The sequence below is a fragment of the bacterium genome, from assembly GCA_035527515.1.
In the GTDB taxonomy this organism is placed as follows: Bacteria; B130-G9; B130-G9; order B130-G9; family B130-G9; genus B130-G9.
The window spans coordinates 15,056-34,811 of the sequence record DATLAJ010000126.1 but is presented as its reverse complement, the minus strand read 5'-3'; the positions used below and the strand labels follow the sequence as shown (position 1 = coordinate 34,811).

The 19,756-nt window shown below is 55.5% G+C and carries 14 protein-coding genes; 9 read left to right on the top strand and 5 right to left on the bottom strand.

Going from position 1 to position 19,756, the window contains the following annotated elements; all coding sequences use genetic code 11:
- Positions 1-383: 383 nt before the first annotated feature.
- Positions 384-1,112 carry a rhomboid family intramembrane serine protease gene (locus VM163_10090; protein ID HUT04227.1) on the bottom strand — a complete coding sequence of 243 codons (729 nt, stop codon included), beginning with the start codon at positions 1,110-1,112 and terminating at the stop codon, positions 384-386.
- Between the two features lie 111 nt (positions 1,113-1,223).
- Positions 1,224-3,374 carry a sodium-translocating pyrophosphatase gene (locus VM163_10085; protein ID HUT04226.1) on the bottom strand — a complete coding sequence of 717 codons (2,151 nt, stop codon included), beginning with the start codon at positions 3,372-3,374 and terminating at the stop codon, positions 1,224-1,226.
- 441 nt (positions 3,375-3,815) lie between these two features.
- On the opposite strand from VM163_10085, the gene VM163_10080 reads away from it, so the two are divergent.
- The 9 genes from VM163_10080 to VM163_10040 all read left to right on the top strand — a co-directional run bounded on the left by VM163_10080 (position 3,816) and on the right by VM163_10040 (position 14,563).
- The gene (locus VM163_10080) at positions 3,816-4,787 is read left to right on the top strand and encodes a response regulator (protein HUT04225.1); all 972 of its coding nucleotides are present in this window, start codon (positions 3,816-3,818) and stop codon (positions 4,785-4,787) included.
- Between the two features lie 265 nt (positions 4,788-5,052).
- A complete protein-coding gene (locus tag VM163_10075) occupies positions 5,053-6,246 on the top strand; it encodes an outer membrane beta-barrel protein (protein ID HUT04224.1) in 1,194 nt (397 codons plus the stop codon).
- A gap of 151 nt (positions 6,247-6,397) precedes the next feature.
- The gene (locus VM163_10070) at positions 6,398-7,282 is read left to right on the top strand and encodes a polysaccharide biosynthesis/export family protein (GenBank protein HUT04223.1); all 885 of its coding nucleotides are present in this window, start codon (positions 6,398-6,400) and stop codon (positions 7,280-7,282) included.
- 21 nt (positions 7,283-7,303) lie between these two features.
- Positions 7,304-8,755 carry a GumC family protein gene (locus VM163_10065; protein ID HUT04222.1) on the top strand — a complete coding sequence of 484 codons (1,452 nt, stop codon included), beginning with the start codon at positions 7,304-7,306 and terminating at the stop codon, positions 8,753-8,755.
- The gene (locus VM163_10060; GenBank protein HUT04221.1) at positions 8,752-9,759 is read left to right on the top strand and encodes a CpsD/CapB family tyrosine-protein kinase; all 1,008 of its coding nucleotides are present in this window, start codon (positions 8,752-8,754) and stop codon (positions 9,757-9,759) included. Before VM163_10065 ends, VM163_10060 begins: the two co-directional genes overlap by 4 nt.
- 55 nt (positions 9,760-9,814) lie before the next feature.
- Positions 9,815-10,192 carry a response regulator gene (locus VM163_10055; protein ID HUT04220.1) on the top strand — a complete coding sequence of 126 codons (378 nt, stop codon included), beginning with the start codon at positions 9,815-9,817 and terminating at the stop codon, positions 10,190-10,192.
- Between the two features lie 78 nt (positions 10,193-10,270).
- Entirely contained in the window at positions 10,271-12,229 is a 1,959-nt protein-coding gene (locus VM163_10050) for a nucleoside-diphosphate sugar epimerase/dehydratase (protein ID HUT04219.1), read from the top strand.
- 252 nt (positions 12,230-12,481) lie between these two features.
- The gene (locus VM163_10045) at positions 12,482-13,165 is read left to right on the top strand and encodes a glycosyltransferase family 2 protein (GenBank protein HUT04218.1); all 684 of its coding nucleotides are present in this window, start codon (positions 12,482-12,484) and stop codon (positions 13,163-13,165) included.
- A 33-nt stretch (positions 13,166-13,198) separates the two neighbouring features.
- A complete protein-coding gene (locus VM163_10040) occupies positions 13,199-14,563 on the top strand; it encodes a sugar transferase (protein ID HUT04217.1) in 1,365 nt (454 codons plus the stop codon).
- A gap of 156 nt (positions 14,564-14,719) precedes the next feature.
- Here VM163_10040 and VM163_10035 read toward each other — a convergent pair whose 3' ends face one another.
- From VM163_10035 to VM163_10025, 3 genes are all read right to left on the bottom strand, one after another.
- A complete protein-coding gene (locus VM163_10035; protein ID HUT04216.1) occupies positions 14,720-17,485 on the bottom strand; it encodes a right-handed parallel beta-helix repeat-containing protein in 2,766 nt (921 codons plus the stop codon).
- Between the two features lie 140 nt (positions 17,486-17,625).
- A complete protein-coding gene (locus VM163_10030) occupies positions 17,626-19,377 on the bottom strand; it encodes a right-handed parallel beta-helix repeat-containing protein (protein ID HUT04215.1) in 1,752 nt (583 codons plus the stop codon).
- The gene (locus VM163_10025) at positions 19,307-19,732 is read right to left on the bottom strand and encodes a DUF1565 domain-containing protein (protein HUT04214.1); all 426 of its coding nucleotides are present in this window, start codon (positions 19,730-19,732) and stop codon (positions 19,307-19,309) included. The genes VM163_10030 and VM163_10025 overlap by 71 nt, the downstream gene beginning before the upstream one ends.
- Between the last annotated feature and the right edge of the window lie 24 nt (positions 19,733-19,756).

Below are 19,756 nucleotides of genomic sequence, written 5' to 3'. Positions count from 1 at the left end.
CCCTAGAAGGGCATCATGTGGGTAGCCGTGAGTACAACCCACGGATCTTTTAATAGACCCCGAAGGCGTCGGGCAATCTGCGAGAGATTGTCCGACGCCTTCGGGGTGAGGGTCGTGTTCCCGCACGAGTACCCCGCGTTTCACACGGGGCTACCCACGTGGCCCCCTTTCAGGGGACTTCTGCCCCTCCGACCTGACGTCAAGCCCGATTCCACTGTCTTCTGGCACAAAACCAAGCCCCACAGCCAACAACACAACAGATTGGCAGCCGCTTTTGGGGAAACTCCTGCGATTCCATCACGGGGCGAGCTGCGCCTCCAGCTGCGAACCTGTCCAGCATGGTCATGGCGACGGCGGAGCCGACAACCTAACTAGCCACGGTCCTAAAGCCTCCACTCACTAGGCCATTGGTTAAAACTACTGTGGTCTCTTCTGGCGTGTCGCAGCCCGCTTCTAAACAGGAGCGCGATGGCGACGCCAAAGGCCAGGCCCCCCATGTGTGCGAACCATGCGACGCCGCCGGCGCTGGGCGAGGCGAGACTGATCACACCCATCACCAGGTTCAGGCCGACAAAGAAGCCGATGAGTGCCCAGGCGGGGAGATATACAACGGTAATGAAAATAAATATCCAGACGAGCGTCTTGACTTTGGCGTGTGGATATAACACGAGATAAGCACCTAGGACGGAGGCGACCGCTCCGCTTGCGCCGATCATTGGGACATTAGAGGTGGGATTGAAGAGAAGGTGTGTGAACGTGGCCAGAAGTCCGCCGGTGACGTAGAAGATTAGGTAGAAGACATGCCCCATCACATCTTCCACGTTGTCCCCATATATCCAGAGGTAGAGCATGTTGCCGGCGATGTGGATTATGCCGGCGTGCATGAACATGGAGAGAAAGAGGGTTAGAATTGGAGAGACAGCTGCGACTGCCTCGGCAGGATGAAGTAATGCGACCGGCCTGAAACCGAAGTTGAGCACGCTATGGCCCGGCCCCTCCGTGATGTCCATGTAGGTCTGCCCGAGGAACATGGCCGCGTTTGCGGCGATAATTGCTACCGTGACGTATGGGAAGGAGTCGGTCGGGTTGACGTCCTTGTATGGGATGATCATTCCCGAATCGCCCCATTGTCAAGCACCACAGATGCTTCGCTGGCAGCCAGTGCAGGCACTCGGCATGCGGAGCGCAGACTCGCATTGCTCGGCCGATAGTTCATAACGTCTTTAGAAGATGTGGTATTTGACGATGAGTCCCGCGACGACAATGCTGACCATGCTCATTAGTTTGATGAGTATGTTGAGACTTGGGCCTGCGGTATCCTTGAACGGGTCACCAACGGTGTCGCCGATGATTGTGGCCTTGTGTATGTCGGAGCCTTTGCCACCAAGGTGGCCCTCTTCGACGAATTTCTTGGCGTTATCCCACGAGCCACCGGCGTTGGCCATGAAAATGGCTATGGCAAAGCCTGAGCACAAGGCACCGGCCAGAAGGCCCATAACGCCCGGGACGCCGAGCACAAGACCAACCGCTATCGGGGCTATGATGGCCATCAAGGACGGCAGTATCATCTCGCGTTGGGCGCCCTTGGTTGCGATCTGAACGCAACGTGTATAGTCAGGTTCGGCCTTACCTTCGAGAATGCCCTTGATCTGACTAAACTGCCGGCGCACCTCCTCCACCATAGCGGAAGCGGCCCGGCCAACGGCCTTCAGCGTCATCCCACAGAAAGCCAAAACCAGCATTGCTCCGAGAAAAAGCCCGACAAAAACGCGAGGGTTCATCAAGTGAACCTGGTAGTAATCCATGAAGTTCTCTAGCGTTGCGCTCATCAGCGGCACCTGGCTGTTCATAAGCGTGAGCGACTCTTGCCCGAGGCGATCAAGACCTACTCTGATCTCCTCGACATAGGAGGCGAGAAGCGCAAGAGCAGTCAGGGCAGCCGAACCGATAGCGAAACCCTTGCCGGTCGCGGCGGTGGTGTTGCCCAGGCTGTCCAGTGCGTCAGTTCTCTTGCGGACGAAAGCTGGCTGCCGGGTCATCTCAGCGTTACCGCCCGCGTTGTCAGCGACGGGGCCGTATGCGTCGCTAGCAAGCGTTATCCCGAGCGTGGAGAGCATCCCGACTGCGGCGATGCCGATGCCATAGAGGCCCATAGCCGTATTGCTGAATCCGCCGGTCGCTCCGTATGCGGCCAGTGTCCCGAACCCAACAGTTAGCACGGGGATAACTGTCGAAAGCATGCCCATTCCTAAACCCTCGATTATCACCGTAGCGGGACCTGTCTTGCCCTGCTCGGCGACGCGCCTCGTCGGCCGGTATGCGTTTGATGTGAAGTATTCCGTGGATTTTCCGATGATGATTCCCACGGCCAGGCCAATGACTACCGCGAAGAACACGCCGAAATGATCTGGCATGAGGAACAGGACAGTCAGAAACGAAACGATGACCACGAGCCAAGAGCTCGTATTGATGCCGCGGCCTAACGCGGCCAGGAGTTTCTTCTGGGACTCTTCGCCACTTGTCCGAACGAGATAGACCCCCACTATTGACACCACGATGCCAGCGGCGGCAAGGATCATCGGCGCGATCACACCCTTTATCCCAAGCCCAGCGGCGACGCCGAGGGCAGCAGTAGCCAGTATCGAGCCGCAGTAAGACTCGTAAAGGTCAGCTCCCATGCCGGCCACGTCCCCGACGTTGTCGCCCACGTTATCCGCGATGGTAGCTGGATTGCGAGGGTCATCCTCCGGGATGCCCGCCTCGATTTTCCCAACTAGATCAGCCCCCACGTCTGCGGCCTTAGTAAAGATGCCGCCGCCGACCCTCGCGAACAGCGCCTGGGAGCTCGCACCCATCCCGAAGCAGAGCATCGTGGTCGTAACGACGTGGAGGTTGTAGCCCATCAGTTTCCTGAGCACTATGAACCACAGGCTGATGTCCAGAAGCCCCAGACCCACAACGGTCAAGCCCATCACGGCGCCAGCGCGGAATGCAACATTAAGTCCTTGATTGAGCGACTGCTTCGCCGCAAACGTCGTCCTTGCTGCGGCGTTCGTGGAGGTTTTCATGCCTATGAAGCCCGAGAGCCCAGAGAAAAAACCACCCGTGAAGAAAGCAAACGGGACCCACTTGGATTGCATGTTCAGGAGGGCAAGGACGCCAAAGCCCAGACCCGCACAGACAAAAAACACAGCCACTACTTTATACTGCTGTTTTAAGTAGGCCATCGCGCCTTTGCGCACGTAACCGGCGATCCTGATCATCTCAGGATCGCCCTCGGCCTTCTTCATGATCTGGCGGTAAAATACGTATGCAAAGATGAGCCCCAGGGCAGACCCGATCGGGGCTATCCAGAATAGATCGTCAGCTGTCATCGCTGCATATACTCCTTCACCAGTAGTTATTGCATCATGGGCAAGTAAAGATAACCCGGCAAAAGAACGCTCATTCGCTGATACCCTCAACAGTAGAACAACGACGTGATGCTACATCTTGGAGTCACGATTGCAAGGTTGTTGACAAGCGGACCCAGCAGCAGAGCAAAACTGCGTCAAGCCACCCACTCAAACGGACCCGCCTCGAGCCTTACGCCCCAATACAGTTCTTTTCTTGGCGAGCTTGACACTTGCGACAGGTTTGAGACATATTATCCTACATGAGGCGGGCAAATTGCGGAGCGTGGGCTTCTGTTGCGGACAGCTATCTGTCTTGCCAGCTTTGCGATCCGCCCGGTGCATAAGGCTCTTTACGGGTTTAGTGTTCCCCTGAGCCCGAGGATTGGAGTGAGAAAGTGAATGTTGCTGAGTTAATTAGGTTTGGTCGGTGAAAAGATGGTCCGGATAGTCTGTGTTGACGACAACGAAACCATGCTCGACCTCACTGCGGATATCCTGCGACTCGAGAGATCAGAGTGCGACATCCAGACATTCGTCTCGCCCAGGCAGGCGCTCGCGTTCATCAAGGAGAACGACTGTGACCTGCTCTTGACTGATTTCTCGATGCCGGTGATGAATGGCATTGACCTGATCACGCAGGTTAAATCCCTCGGCTTAAATACATATTGCATACTGGTTACGGGCAGCAGTCCCTATGCGTTAAGGGAGCACTATCCGGGGGACGTGTTCGATGCGCTCCTGAAGAAGCCTTATTCCTACAGGGAACTGCTTTCGCTGATCGACATGGGCCTCAAGGTTAGAGAGGAGGCGTTGGCGAAGCAGGAGGTCAAGGCGGCCGAAGCTGAGGCGCCATTGGAGGCGGCCGGGGTCAGTCGAGACATGGTGGCGCGCGACGTTCGCTCCTTTCTCGGCAAGGTATGGGAGGAGGCGGACCTCGCATCACCGCCGCTGGACGTGGAATATGGCTGCCAGACAGCGGCGTATTTCGCGGTGCGAGTGAAGGAGGAGCTCGACAGGGCGATGAGGTACAGCAGGTCTGTCTCGATGGTGAAAATAAACCTCGAGGACCTCGCTCAGGCGCGGGCTGAGTTCGGAGTTGCGCAGGACGCCGAGTTGACCAAGATGATCCTGCGCATCATTCGCCCGAACATAAGGGGCTCCGACCTAATCACCTTTCAGCACCCGTCTATTCTGTTGCTCCTACCTGAGACCAGCGAGGAGGCGAGGCAACATGTGATACAGCGCCTCACCAACAGTTTGAGGTCAAGAGGTATCCTCATCGCAAAGGGTTTTGAGGGTAAGACGGGGCTTGTTTTCTCGTCTCGCAGCTACTCCTTCACGCCCGAGGGGGAACAGAAGCGTTTTTCGAAGGAGCACAAGTCCCAGGAATAATCGCTGCGCATCTAACTGGCGGCAGGTTTCTCTTCGAGTCCGGGGCAAGAGCTGTCGCGTTCTGTTTTGAGCAAAGGTCGAGGCGTTATGTTTGTCAAACCCGCTTAGCCATCTTGCAGAACCGGGCGACGGGCTTTACGATGTATCTTTCAGGTCATCCGCAGTTATGAGCGGTGAGTGGCATTAACATTAGGGTCTAACGAGCACGGACCGGCAAAGTGGAAGTTGTATGGCAACTGAGCATTCATCGGGACGTGGAGCAAGCATGAACTTCAAAGTAACAGTATTTGTTTTGGCGGCATCGCTGCCTCTTGGTCTGTTTACGACGTCTTTTGCGCAGAGGTCGTTATCGTTCAAGACGAGCCTGGAGATATCCGGGATGTATGAGCGGAACCCTTGGCTTTCGAACGAGAGGACGAGCGAGGACTATGTTAAAGACTCGTACGCGGTGCAATACTCCCCCTCACTAAGTGTTAGTTACATTTCGGACATCGGGAGCTTCAGCCTGCGCTACGAGCCCTATTACAAGGTTTATTACCCTTCAGGCCAAAAGCACTACTCCCTCAAAAGCCATCTGGGCGAGCTAGCGGGAACTCTGCACTTCACGGACAAACTGTCGCTCGCCATCTCGGATCGGGTGACCGACTCGGTGGTGGGTACGAAGTCGCGCTCGGACGTTCCGAGTCTCGACAGACGGTTTATGGAGAACTCCACGAATGAGACGGTGCGGTATGCGCCCGGGTCGAGGCTGGTTTTCACGCTGGGGCACAGGTCGAGCAACATGATATCCCGCAGGGAGGTTGACAGGAGCAGCAACCGAGAGGACAACTCTGTTACGGGCAGCGCTGGCTACAGGTTAGGAATGCAGACGGAGATCGGGGTTACGGGTGATTGGGGGTTGGTGGACAACGAGACAGAGAATCAGACCGATCGCTACGATTACTCGGGAAGAGTTTATGTTGAGACCAAGCTTGTCGGCATTGATACCACTATCAGGGGTGAGGGAGGGTTTGAGACCACGACGTTCAAGAGTGAGGGCGATTCGGATGAGGCAAAGAAGGGCAGATCGAGCTTCAGTGGGCTTCTGAGGATCGCAAGGGACCTCGGCGAGGACACCCGCGCGGAGATCGTTGGCAGCGCCAGTTATGTGCCGAGTGACCAGGCAACGGGGACTTTTTACAGGAGCAGAAGCATCGATGCGTCAGTCCGACAGGTGTTTCTTGACCGGATAGAGGCGATGTTCGACGGGGGTGTCCAGCGCCGGAAGTACGAGGGGGAGAGCGATCGGAGGGATTATGCTTATCGGGCGTCGGCCAAACTTGGCTATAAGCTGTTCAAATGGCTGTCGATAAGGGGAGGCTATACTTTTGCAAAAGTTGACTCGACAATAGAAACATACGAGTATGATGAGCACGTCGTGGAGGCTTCTGTTTACGTCGAGTATTCGTTTGCGAAATAAGTTGAGAACTTCAATGCTCGTTCCATGGGTGTGGGTGATTTTGGCTAGAAGAGCCGCGTTTGTTTTGTTTGTTTTCTGTGTAGCAATCTTACTAGGCGCTCTGGGTTGTCACGAGCGTAAATCAGCTAGCACGCTCCCTGAGGCAGAGAGCTTGGGGCAGCCTTCTGCGTTTTCGCAGCCAATGGTTGCGGCGCCGCTGCAGACTGAGCTGTCGGACAAGGTTTATACACTTGGACCTGACGACGAGCTTTCGGTGGTGATCAGCGGGAAGGGAGGGTATCGGGAGTCAGTTGACGTTGCGATTACTCCTCAGGGGACCGTGATGCTTCCTATGGTAAACAAGGTTAGGGCGGGTGGTCTCACACTTACTGAGTTCTCAAAAAAGGTCGAGAGGCTGCTCGGCATTGATTACCTGGTCTCGCCCAGAGTTTATATTACGCTCAAGGCGCGCAAGAGTCACAAGGTTAGGCTTGTGGGCGAGATCGCCAGCTCAGGGACCTACTATCTTCAGGCGGAGAGCGAGCTTCTCAAAGACGTGATAATCCGTGCTGGTGGGCCAGTCAACGGGTTCAATAAGACGGGATTTCTCATTAGGCTGCCCAGCTCAGGCGAAAGCGCGGAGCGGCTGCGGACACCCGAGCGCTACACATTCAACCTTCTCGAGTTGATGAACGACACGAGCGGCAAGTTGAACGTTCCGGTCAAGGCGGGCGACATCATCTACGTCTTGTCGGGTGAGCACGCTAGGGAGTTCTCTGGCTCCGAGGAGGGTAATGTCTTGGTCTTTGGTCAAGTGAGGAATCCTGGGATCATTACTTACTCGAAAGGTCTGACCGCGCTTCGGGCCATACTGAAGGCCGGCAATTTCACGGAGGTCGCGGCCAGGTCTCGCGTTCAGGTCAAGCGAAAGGCGGCGGATGGGAAACTTGTCACGTTGAAGGTCAACATCAATGAGATCATAGAGGGTGGCGACCAGAGCGCAGACCTACTGCTTCAACCCGGCGATGTTGTCTATGTCCCTCGTTCGATATTCTAGCGATCAAGTGGGGAGGAATTGATGGCCGAACACGATGAGTATCAAGAGATCAACCTCAGGCAGTATCTGGCGGTAGTCCGGCAGAAGCTTTGGATAGTTGTCCTTGCGGTCCTTGTCACGGTCGTTCCCACGGGGATAATGTTCATGAGGGCAGAACCTGTCTATGAGGCAAGTGCGAAGGTCTTGATTGAGCAGGGCGGGGCGCCGATCAGGGCGTTGGAGACGCAGGCTGCGGGGATCGAACCAGAGATAGAGAGGATACTTCTGTTCAGTAGGCCCGTGATGGATTCGGTTTTGAGAAAGCTTGACCCTTACTATGAGAGCCTTTCGCAGAGTAAGAAGCTGGCTCGGATCGGGCAATTCAAGAAGAACATCACAATCGACTTTAACAAGGTTAAAGTCTATAAGTCGTCCGAGTCGGCGTTAGCAGAGATTACCGTGGAAGGGCCTGACCCCGCCAAAGTTGCTGAGGTTGCCAGCCTGGTCGCCCAGACCTACATTGACCAGACCCACAATCGTGAGGTGGCCGAGGCGAAGAGTTGGCTCGACTGGTTTGGCAGGCAGCTTGTCCAGATGCGCGAGAATGTGAACAAGGCGGAGAAGAAGTTCCAGGATTTCAAGCTTGAGAAGGGCATTATTGGGCTACAGGAGCGAAAGAACGAGCTGGCGTCCAAGTTACAGACCACGTCGAGTGCGCAGCTTCAGGCCCGCCTGGACAGGATGAATACGGAGCTCGCACTGTCCTCGCTCGAGAAGGCACTGAAGCTGGGGCCGGTGGCCGCGACGGCGACCTTTGGGAGTTATGGTTCGGCTGGCATAGCTGATCTCAGGTCCGAGCTCGATAAGGTCAAGATGGAGCTTAAAGAGAAGTTGGGGGTGTACAGGCCAAAACATCCCGTCATACTGGACCTGAAGGAGAAGATACGATCGCTCGAGGCGCAGCTGGAGAGTCGGGAGATGGAGATCATCAGGACTCAGCGGAACAAGGTTCAGAGTCTGGAAAAGATCGATGAGTCCCTTTCTGGAACCCTTGCGACCTACAAGGAGGAAGTTCAAAAGCTCAACGCCATGGAGCTTCAATACTCGATCCTCGAGCGTGAAGTAACTAGTTCAAAAGACCTTTACGACCTGCTGGCGGAGCGGCAGAAGAAGAGCGCACTGGAGAGCGCTGTCAATCGACGTAAGATAAGCGTTGTGGAGTCAGCGATTGTCCCTACGGCGCCGGTCTCCCAGAAGTTGGGCCTCAAGTTGTTGGTTGCTGCGATAATTGGCCTGTTGGTGGGCACGGGTTTGGCGTTTCTGCTGGACTATCTTGAGATGACGTACAAGACGCCGGAGGACATCGAGCGGCACTTGGGACTTTGGGTAGTGGGCGTGATTCCCAGATTTGAGTCGGGGACAGAGCGAGCTCTCAGTTTTGCCAACGTCAGGGCACAGATGGCTCGTAAGGGCGGGCGGAGAGAGAGGCAATGAAAAAAGATAAGCCGCAGAAGTCATATATGGTCTGTGTAAAGGAGATATCGTCGGACGCTGATGTTCGAGCGATCATCGAGAAGCTCTCCAAGTTCTGCAAAGGCGCCAGGATGGAAGAGATCGAACATGCTATCAAAAGCCCTCCGTTTTCATTTCGCAGAATGAATTTTGACTCTGCACAGGCGGCGAAGGAGGAACTTGAGAGGCTTGGCTGCGCGCTTGATATCAGGGAGGGCACCGGCGTCTCTTCTGCCGAGGAACAGCTGCTGTTTGCGCAGACGAGTCGCAAGCACATGATGCGGCTTGCCAAAGGCGTGGATGAGCAGCAGCTCCTTCAGGGCCTGGATGTGTTCACGAGCGAGGACCCTTCTGTTGAGGCATACAGGGCTCTCAGGACTAATCTCCTTGTTCAGATGAAGCAGGATGGCGTAAACAGTTTTCTTATCACTAGCCCCTCGGCAAGTGAGGGGAAGTCCACTATCGTCGCGAATCTAGGCATCGCGCTGGCCAACGCTGGCAAGAAGACGATACTTGTGGACATGGACCTCAGGCACTCTGTGCTTCATGAGTTCATGGGGGTCGACAACTCCCTGGGCGTTACGAACGTAGTCCTTGACGGCCTGGACCCAGATTCGGCCATCAGCCACACGGTTTTCGAGAGGTTACATGTTCTTCCTAGTGGGCCCACGCCGCCGAATCCGGCCGAGATATTGTCATCTTCCTCGGTGCGAGAGCTGTTGGCGACGTTGTCAGATGATTTCGACGTGGTGCTCGTGGACTCACCTCCTCTAATTGGGCTGACGGACGCGGTCGTGCTGGGCACGATTGTGGGCGGCGTTGTCCTTGTCATCAGGGCGGGGAGGACCTCGAGGCAACAGATGTCGCTAGCGGTGCAGATGCTTGAGAACGTTGGGTGTCGTGTTTTGGGAGCGGTTCTCAACGAGGTTGATGTCCACAAGCCATACTATAAGGTCTATGCGTATTCACGTCCAAGGCGGGCGTGAGCAGTGCGAATCGTTCTCTAACAGTTTCGTTTGGCCGTAATGATGGAGAGTTCAAATGCGGCAGAAGGCATTTAACATTCTTGTAGTTGACGACGAGCAGCCGGTATGCGACGTGATTGTCGATGCTTTGCCGAAAGCCAAGTACCACGTTGACGTAGCCTACAACGGACAACAGGGTCTCGAGATGGCCCAGAGCAAGAAATACGATGTGGTTTTCATGGATTTGTACATGCCTGTCTTGGACGGGTGCGAGGCGATCAAGAAAATCAAGTCAGCGTTTCCCGAGGTGATCATAGTCGTCATGACGGGTGTTAGAAACCGTGAGATGGTCGAAAAGGCATTGAGCTTCGGGGCAAACTCCGTGATGGTGAAGCCTTTTCGCATCTCAGAGGTGCAGAGCATTTTGAAGATGCTAACACCGCCGAAGGGATAAAGGCGTTTTGCTTGGCACTACTATTGCAAGAAAGGCCTTGGGGCCGACGAATATGGTCTGCGTTAGAAGGATGGCTGAATGCGTGATCTGACGTCCAGGGAGAAGAGACTCCTGCTGATGTTTGCTGATTCTCTGGCCATCGCAGGTTGCTATCTTCTGGCGTTCTATCTGAAGTTTGAGTTCCCGCTGCCGCACCTGGAGGCCAGGCTCTTCCAAAACACGATTATTCTAGTGATTGGTATAAAACTCGCCGCCTACTATTTCTCGGGCTGTTACAGGGGCGTATGGCGATACGCCAGCATGGCCGACCTCCTCGTCATCATCCGAGCCACGTGCATAGCCACAGTTCTTATCATCATGGTCGTCATAATCCTCTATGGCCGCACCGACAGTCCCGCCCCAGTGTTCATCATTGATTGGTTGCTGACGATCTTTGCTGTCGGCGCGGTGAGGTTCCTTGCCAGAGGCTACCGGCTGATTGTCTCTGAGCAGCCGAAGGCGAGTCGCAAGGTGTTAGTCGTTGGAGATGGAGACCCCGCCGAGATGCTCATCAGGGAGATATTCAGCAACCCTTCGGTTGGGTTGGAGTTAGTTGGCCTGATCACGGAAGACCCTGACTTGGTCGGGAACCGGATTCACGGCGTGCCTGTGCTGGGCTCAATCGCAGAGGTGGGCAACATAGCGGCCGAGAAGCAGGTGGATGAGGTCATAATCGCGATGCCAAAGGCCAGCGGGGCGCAGGTTAGGCGGATCATTAACGTCTGCAAGGCGGCGGACATCAAGTTCAGGACGCTGCCGCCTTTGGGGGACATAATCAAGGGGATGGTCTCCGTGAACCAGATTCGAGATGTGCAGGTCGAGGACCTCCTGCGGAGGCCTCCGATTCGCTTGAACGCGGAGCGCATACTGCAATCTATCCGTGGTAAGAGGGTTCTTGTGACCGGTGCGGGTGGGTCGATAGGGTCGGAGCTTTGTAGGCAAGCGGCGAAGTACGACCCGGCAGTCCTGATTCTGGTTGAGCAGGCTGAGAACTGCCTCTATGCGATTGACTACGAGCTGGAACGCGAGATGGTGCCGAAGGTCAGGCACACTGCAATGGTAGCCGACATCGTGGATGCTGTTCGCGTTGACGAGATATTCAGGGAGTCAAGACCGCAGTTCATTTTCCATGCCGCCGCTCACAAGCATGTCCCGCTGATGGAAAGGAATGCATTGGAGGCTTTCAAGAACAATGTGATCGGGACTGCAACGCTCGCTGAGGCGGCAATTAAGTGGGGCTCGGAGTCCTTTGTGCTGATCTCGACGGATAAGGCGGTTAATCCGACTAGCATAATGGGCGCCTCGAAGCGGTTGGCAGAGTTATATGTTCATGATTGCGTAGATTCTCAGAAGACGGCGTTCATGATCGTGAGGTTTGGGAACGTGTTGGGCTCGACCGGCAGTGTAGTTCCTCTTTTCATGCGACAGATTCGTCAGGGCGGCCCCGTGACGGTTACGCATCCCGAGGTTACGCGCTATTTCATGACAATTCCTGAGGCAGTTCAGCTGGTTCTCGAGGCGGCCACGATGGGCAAGGGGGGAGAGGTATTCGTGCTCAAGATGGGGGAGCAGATACGGATCGTTGACCTTGCGAAGGACTTGATCAGGCTTTCAGGGCTTACCCCGGGCGAGGACATAGAGATCGTCTATACGGGGTTGAGAGCTGGGGAGAAGCTCTTCGAGGAGTTGCTTCTGAAGGGCGAGAACCTACAAGCCACGGAGCACTCAGACATCCTTGCAGCTGGCGGCGAGGAGCGGGATGTTCACAGGACACGTAAACTGATCGACATGCTCAAGGAGGCCGTGGGCCGTGGAGACCTTCAAGGTGCGCTCAGAGCGATGCGACTGATGGTCCCGGAGTTCGTTGGTGAGGGCCCAATCGATCAGATGTCGCTTTTGAGGAGTTACGTCCTCAAGTCGGCGGAGTCAGATGGGCGAGCGGAGTTTAAGCAGGGTGCTCACGCAAATCCTGGCCTGACCGAGGCGAAGAAACAATAGGCGCTTGGCGGAGGGCATCTGACAAGTTGAGATGCGCGACATCTGCCCTCAGTCAGTTCGTCATCATCTAATCCCCTGAATCTGCGGACAAACACCCCAAGATGTCCCCGCTGTATCTGGACTGATACGAGAAAGACCTCTCCACAGATTACGCAGAATTGACATAGGAAGCTTGGTAAGAGCAAAATTAAGGCTGCTGAGGACTGTGTTGGGTTATGTTGCACTGCTGCGGACTATCAGGAGGTTGCCCAGATGAAGGTCTCTGTTATTATTCCTGTCTATAACGAGAAGAACACGATAGCGGAGATCGTTAGACGTGTCTCGGAGGTTGACATTGCCTCAGAGCTCATCGTGGTCGATGACTGCTCCACGGACGGCACTAGAGACGTCTATCCCAAGCTCGAGCGCTACATCCAAAAGCTGCTCTTTCACGATAGGAATATGGGCAAAGGCGCGGCATTCAGGACGGGCCTCGCAGCGACGACAGGCGACGTCATTCTTGTGCAGGACGCCGACCTTGAGTACAACCCTGGCGAGTATCACAAACTCCTACGGCCGATATTCGAGGACAGGGCGGACGTGGTCTATGGGTCGCGTTTCAAGGGTAGTGAGGAGCATAGGGTCCTCTATTTCTGGCACTATATCGGCAACCGATTACTTACGATATTCTCCAATATGCTCACCGGCCTCAACCTGTCCGATATGGAGACCTGCTACAAGGCGTTTCGGACCTCGCTCATCAAATCACTCGACCTCAAGGAGAACAGGTTCGGCTTTGAGGCCGAGGTAACCGCTAAGGTGGCAAGGGCAAAGGCCAGGGTTTACGAGGTGGGCATCTCATATCGAGGCAGAACATACACTGAGGGCAAGAAGATCGGCTGGCGGGATGGGCTGCGTGCTATCTACTGTATTGTCAGATACAATCTGTTTGGTTAGCGAATGAATCGACAGGATATAAGGGAATAGAGCGTGAAGCTGCTGAACAAGGCCAACTGGTGGCAGGTCCTATCGGCAGACGCTCTTCTAATTGTCCTGGCCTACTTGATGAGCTTCGTCTTCAACTTTGGCGCGGGCGCGGGCATTCGAGGCGCGTTTGGACACTTCGCTGTTGCGCTCGTTGGGATCGGGCTATTCCTGCTGTGTTACTACTATTTCGGCCTGTATTATGTTGATACGTTCAGGGATAAGATTCGACTTCTGTTCTCGTCCGGCAAGGCCTGTATAGCGGGCACGCTTCTTCTTATTGCCTACGTGTTCGCATTTCATAGATACCCATTTCCCAAGAGCGTCATGCTCTCCATTTTCCTCGCAAATTGGGCTCTGATCTTCATCTGGAGGTCGTACATCGACGCGCGGCTTCTGCTGAAGTCGGCCCGTGAGGCCAGAAGGGTCTTGATCGTCGGCGCCGGCAACGCCGGTGCGAGGATTGCCACCCAGATGCGAGACTTGGTCGATAAGAAAGATGAGATAGTCGGGTTCATCGATGATGACCCGGCCAAGACCGGGTCAGTTGTGTCTGGATTTGAGGTGCTCGGGACCCGCGAGCAAATGAAGGAGATGATCAGGAAACACAGGGCGGACCGTGTCGTGATAGCGATGCCCTCTGCGCACAGGTCAACCATCTCGGACTTCATACTTATCTGCAACGAGACCTCCACCGAATACAGCATCGTCCCGAGTTTTTTTGAGATAATAACTCAGACAGCGCCCATGGACGACACGGCTAACCTGCTACTGATGAGTTTTTTTGAGAGCCGAATCAGGAGAGAGCAGAAGATCGTAAAGCGCATATTCGACGTTGTCGTCTCAATTATCGCGCTGATCGTGCTGTCGCCCATCTTCCTCCTTGCTGCCCTGGCGATAAAGCTCAGCTCCAAGGGGCCGGTGTTCTACACCCAGCAGCGGGTCCTTAGGGGAGGCAAACTGTTCAAGATAATCAAGTTCCGAACGATGGTCGAAAATGCCGATAGCATTGGGCCCGTGCTGACGCAGGAGAACGATCCCCGAATAACGCAAGTGGGGAAGTTCCTGCGGTTCTCGAGCATCGACGAGCTGCCTCAACTGATAAACGTTCTGAAGGGGGAGATGAGCCTGGTCGGGCCCAGGCCAGAGGTCCCGTCAATTGTCGCCCGATACGAGAAATGGCAGCGCCGAGTGCTCGACGCGCAGCCCGGCATTACTGGCCTTGCTCAGATCAGCGGCCGAGACGATCTTTCGATTAACGATAAGCTGAGATACGACATGTATTATCTCCGCAATCACTGTCTGTCGCTGGACATCAAGATCATCCTCAAAACGTTCAGGAAAGTCCTCGACCGTCAAGGAGTCAATTAGCGGCCTTAGCTGATATGTGGGAGAGGTCTATCCGCAGATTACACAGATTACGCAGATTGAAATGCGCGGCCAGGAAACACGTTGGCACATGCCGCTTGTAGGCTGCTGCTAACCTGTTGAGCTTACCCATCAGCCTGTAGGTAACCTCAGGCGGCCTTATCTCATTGAGAAGGCGAAAAGCGAGAGGTCGCCGATCACCTCAAACCGTTCGGGGCTCGACAGCGCCGCCGCAAACAGATAGCCTCCACCCGGAAGCCCGCCCGGCACCGCTATGTCAACCAAGGTCTCCGGCTCCATTGAGTAGCCTTGCTCCAGAAACAGGCCCATCATGTAAGGGAATATCCCGAACGCAATCCTATCCGGAGAGATACACAAAATGGCTCCGTCGGGGAAGACGAAAGCAAAATAGACATCCACCGTTATGTCGGGCCCAGGATTGTCAATGTCATACATTGCAACCAATTGGTCGCCGGGCCAGAATTCAGCGGCATTCAGCGAGCACTCAATCACGGGGGCCTCACCAGAAGTCAGCGGATAATGATAGCCCATATCGGCGACGCCGGCGTCCGGCCCGCAATCCGTCCTCGTCGTGAGCTCATCTAATCCCAGCGCCTCCGCCGTGTCGCTGCCCGCGTCCATGCACGGGCTGTTGGCGCCCTGCCCCGCCGCCTCGCACGACAGGTAGTAGTCGCCCAGCGGCCCGCTCACGAACAGCGGGGCCTCCGAGATGTTGCCAACGCCAGTGTAACCGCCCTGGATACAGGAGTACGTTAGGTTCACCGATGACAATGCCTCAACCCAGAATTCGTCGCCGTTATCCCAAACAACGGAGTCAGTTATGGTTAGTGAAGAACTGTCAGTGCAGTAGAGCGCTCCGCCCCCATCGGCAAGGTTCGCACTAATTGTGCAATTCGTGAGGTTGGATAGAGAGTTACATGCCCGAACGCCGCCACCCCGGACAGCGTAGTTATCGTGAATGAGGCAGTTGGCGATGACCGGGGAACTGTCGTAGCACCAGATGCCACCGCCGTAGCTGTTACCGCCCGAATTTGGCGCCGCGATGTTATTGGAGATTGTGCAATTGCGAATGCTCGTCGAGAGATCCTCATCGGACGAGATGCCGGCGCCAGCCCACGCGGAATTCCGCAGAATTGTGCAATTATCGATAAATGGTGCCGATCCACCCGATCCGATGCCTCCGCCCCAGCTCTTGTCATCCGCGGCGAATACGGCCTCGTTGTTCACGATTCTACAATTGACGATTTCAGGTGATGATCCCGAAGAGCAGCGGATTCCTGCACCGTGTGAGGCTGAGTTGCCCGACACCGTGCAGCCCCTTATCTCGGGTGACGACTCATAGCAATTAATGCCAGCGCCCCAACTGTCACCATCAGGGTCGGGCGACGCGATGTTGTCAGCGATAGTGCATTCTATTATCTCGCAGGATGGCGTGCCTTTGCAGCGAATGCCGGCGCCCGCGTAGGCAGAATTGCCTGAGATGGTGCAGCTGTTGATCGACGTTGATGAGTCGCTTAGATACATCCCACCGCCCCAGCTCTGGCCATTCGCATCCTGCGTGCCAACATTGTCGGCCACGAGGCAGTTCTCTATGCTCCCTCGAGACACAGAAAGATAGACACCAGCTCCTAAATATGCGGAATTGCGCGCTACGGAGCACGATACGATTGTGGGGAGGGCTCGATAGCCCCATACGCCGCCACCTCTGCTATCGCCGTCCATATCTGGCGGTGCGGTGTTGTCCTCGATGATGCAGTCCTCTATGGTAGGAGCTGCAAGGTCGTAACATTCAATGCCGCCGCCATAGTTGGCTGAATTGTGCATTATTTGACAGCCGACAATTGTCGGAGAGGAATCATCGCACTCGATCCCGCCGCCGTAGGACGACCCATCTGTGCCGAGCGGGCAGACGTTGCGCGAAATAGTGCAGTCAAGGATTGTAGGGGAGGATTGACCTGCACAGCATATGCCTCCACCCGACCAGGCGGTGTTCCCAGAGATGGTGCAATCCACGATAGCCGGCGCGAAAACAATAGATTCCGCAATGCAAGCGATCCCTCCGCCAAGGCTGTGCTCACCCACGCAGATATTATCGAGAACACTGCATCCAACTAGGGTCGCGGTTGCGCCATCCGCACTAAGGAACGAACTTCTCTCGCTGCGCGAGCGTTGGCTGATGTCCATGAGACACACGCCAGCAGCCATCGCGTCGGCGTACGCTCCAGTTCCGGCTAGTGCCTGGTTCTCGCGGACCGAGCAGTTCTCAAATCGGACCTCAGAGAGAGTGCAGAGGACACCTCCAGCCAGACCTATTCCGTCGCTTTCGGGAATGCCCTGAGCCGTATTAGAGACGAAATCGCAGTCCGTCACCAGCCCGGAGCACTGGCCCAATACAATGCCTGCCCCTATAACAGCCGCGTTTTCTGTCACTGTGCAGCTGCGCATCGTAATGTTCAGGACACTGGTGCAAAACACTCCGCCTCCAGACCCGTTCTCATAGACCCCCGTGGCGTTTCCACCCTTGATCGTCGTGCACTCAATCGACACATCACGGACGAAGGTCGCAAGAATAACGTGATAGGCGGCGCCTTCCGCGTCCAGTATTGTGGTTTCAGCGCTCGCACCTACCAGAGACACGTACGACCTCATCTCCAGCGGGAACGTCTCGCCGTTGGTTGAGGCGCTGTAGGTTCCGGCGGCGATGTGGACCGTCGCTGGGTCCCCCTGGCTTGAGAGCACAGATGACAAGGCATGGCTGATCGTCAGCCAGGCGCTGTCCGCCGAGGTCCCACTGTTGGAATCACTGCCGGCCTCCGCATCAACGTAAAACTCGCCAGCAGAAGCCATCCCGCAAAAGAGAAGAGCAGCGATACCGACCAGTAGCATCATTCTGAGCTTTGACATGGCAGGTTCCTCCATTCACAAATGGGTTGAAAAATCGCCCCGGGACTATTCTCTGGGTATTATGCCTCCATAATGCACAAGCAAGAGATTGTTGTAAAGGCGAAACTCGATAGGAATGTGTTCCGGTTTCTTAATCCAGGTTATTCATAGACGGTGGATATTGTCTCAGCCCGCAGCGTGAACGGGAAGAGCGCAATATCGCCGATCACCTCAAACCGTTCGGGGCTCGAGAGCGCCGCCGCAAACAAATAGTCGCCGAATGGGAGACCGTCCGGAACCGTTGTCTGGAACATCGGCGCGGGGCCGAAGGAGTAATTCTCAGGCAAGGGCATATACCGTATCCAGGGCAGGATTTCGCCAATTAGCCCCCCGTGCGGCGTTATGCAGAATATCGCTCCGTCCGGGAGCACGAATGCGACATAGACATCGACCTCGATATCGGGCCCGTCGTTTGCGACCTTGAGAGAGCCAACGAGATAATCCCCGGGACGGAACCGCGAGGCGTTGAGCGAGCACTCAATCGTCGCCTCGCCCAAGTAGATGGGGTAATGGTAACCCATATCGACGACACCAGCATCCGCCTCGCTGTCGGTCCTGGTTGTCAGCTGCCCGAGGCGCAGATTCTCGGCGGAATCGCTCCCCGCGTCGACGCACGGGCTGTTCTCCCTCTGCCCGGCGCCTTGGCAAGAGAGATAGTAATCGCCAAAGGGCCCGGTAACGAATAGCGGGTCAGCTTGGATGTTGCCTTCGCCCTCGTAGCCACCTTCGATGCAGGTGTGGACAATGGCTACAACCGCTTCATCCCGTAGGTATATCATCTTATCTGCATTACCCCAGATGATGCAATCGGATATAGCTGAGGCGCCGCCTAAAAAGCAGTAGAGTGCGCCGCCTATTGAGGCTGTGTTGTCGCATATCGAGCAGTCCCGAATCAGCGAGAATCTACTGTAACAACTGATACCTCCACCCCGGCAGTCACCTTCTGGAGAAGGCGCGGCGACGTTACCGGTTATTATGCAATTCGTGACCTCGCTGTCAGTAATCCCTGTTGGCAAATCGCCCAGAACGAGACCGGCTCCCATCCAGGCTGAGTTACCCGATATCGTGCATCCGTCAATCCTGGAGGATGACCTGTAGGAGCTGAGGCCACCGGCCCAACTCCTGCCCATCTTATTGGGAATCCCCGCATTGTCGAGGATCAGGCAATTCGTGATTACTGGGGAGGATTCTTCAAAATCTAGCCCGCCTCCGGAGACAGCAGAATTCCGCACAAATGTGCAATCTCGTACGGTCGGGGAACCCTCCAGGCATGCAATCCCTCCGCCATCACTATAACCATCAGAGTCCGGCGTCGCGACATTTCCCTCAAGATAGCAATCGAAGACAACCGCTGATGGGTCGCCCTGAAGATAGATCCCGCCGCCCTGGTTTGCCGTGTTTTCAACCAAGCTGCATGCGCCAATGCTGGGAGATGATCCGTAGCAGCTAATGCCACCACCTCTCCAGGCGAAGTTATCTGAGACAGCGCAAATGCTGATCTCCGGGGATGATTCGTAGCAGCTTATGCCTCCACCCCAGCTGAAGCCTTGTGAATCAGGTATCCCGAGGTTTCCAGTGATATCGCAGCCCTCAATGGAGCCTGAGGACTCATACGCGTAGATTCCGGCCCCCATATACGCGGCGTTCCTTGATATGGTGCAGCCTCTGATCGTAGCCGAGGAATCATAGCAGTAGATGCCGCCGCCCCACGATCTGCCATTTAAATCGCGCGAGCAAGCATTGTTGATGATTGTGCAATCCTCCAGTGTGCAAGAGCAGGAGTCAAAGCAAATCCCGGTGCCGACGTATCCCGCGTTGTCCCGTATAGTGCACCGCGCTATCGTAATCACCATTGCCTAGATGAGAACAGACGATGACGTGATGAGCGTTGCCCTCGGCGTCCAGCATGGTCGTATCCGCGGCTGCCCCTACGAGTGACACACAAGACCGCATCTCAAGCGGGAAGGTCTCGCCGTTTGTTGAGGCGCTATAGGTTCCGGCGGCGATGTGAACAGTTGCGGGATCCGACGAGCTTCCGGTCACGGAGGACAGCGCATGAGTGATTGTTAGCCAGGCGCTGTCCGCCGAGGTCCCACTATTGGAATCACTGCCGGCCTCCGCATCAACGTAGAAGTCCGTCCCGAATGCGATGCTGCCAATGATAACGAATGCGACAGCACAAGACAAAGCGATCTTCGGCTTCAGCATTCTCGATCTCCTCCATCGAGTTTG

Excerpts from the sequence above, each read along its gene's own strand:
- VM163_10075 (HUT04224.1), top strand. The coding sequence starts at position 5,053 with ATGAACTTCAAAGTAACAGTATTTGTTTTGGCGGCATCGCTGCCTCTT.
- VM163_10025 (HUT04214.1), bottom strand. The coding sequence starts at position 19,732 with ATGCTGAAGCCGAAGATCGCTTTGTCTTGTGCTGTCGCATTCGTTATC.
- VM163_10065 (HUT04222.1), top strand. The coding sequence starts at position 7,304 with ATGGCCGAACACGATGAGTATCAAGAGATCAACCTCAGGCAGTATCTG.
- VM163_10090 (HUT04227.1), bottom strand. The coding sequence starts at position 1,112 with ATGATCATCCCATACAAGGACGTCAACCCGACCGACTCCTTCCCATAC.
- VM163_10055 (HUT04220.1), top strand. The coding sequence starts at position 9,815 with ATGCGGCAGAAGGCATTTAACATTCTTGTAGTTGACGACGAGCAGCCG.
- VM163_10030 (HUT04215.1), bottom strand. The coding sequence starts at position 19,377 with ATGGTGATTACGATAGCGCGGTGCACTATACGGGACAACGCGGGATAC.
- VM163_10035 (HUT04216.1), bottom strand. The coding sequence starts at position 17,485 with ATGTCAAAGCTCAGAATGATGCTACTGGTCGGTATCGCTGCTCTTCTC.
- VM163_10045 (HUT04218.1), top strand. The coding sequence starts at position 12,482 with ATGAAGGTCTCTGTTATTATTCCTGTCTATAACGAGAAGAACACGATA.
- VM163_10085 (HUT04226.1), bottom strand. The coding sequence starts at position 3,374 with ATGACAGCTGACGATCTATTCTGGATAGCCCCGATCGGGTCTGCCCTG.
- VM163_10060 (HUT04221.1), top strand. The coding sequence starts at position 8,752 with ATGAAAAAAGATAAGCCGCAGAAGTCATATATGGTCTGTGTAAAGGAG.
- VM163_10050 (HUT04219.1), top strand. The coding sequence starts at position 10,271 with ATGCGTGATCTGACGTCCAGGGAGAAGAGACTCCTGCTGATGTTTGCT.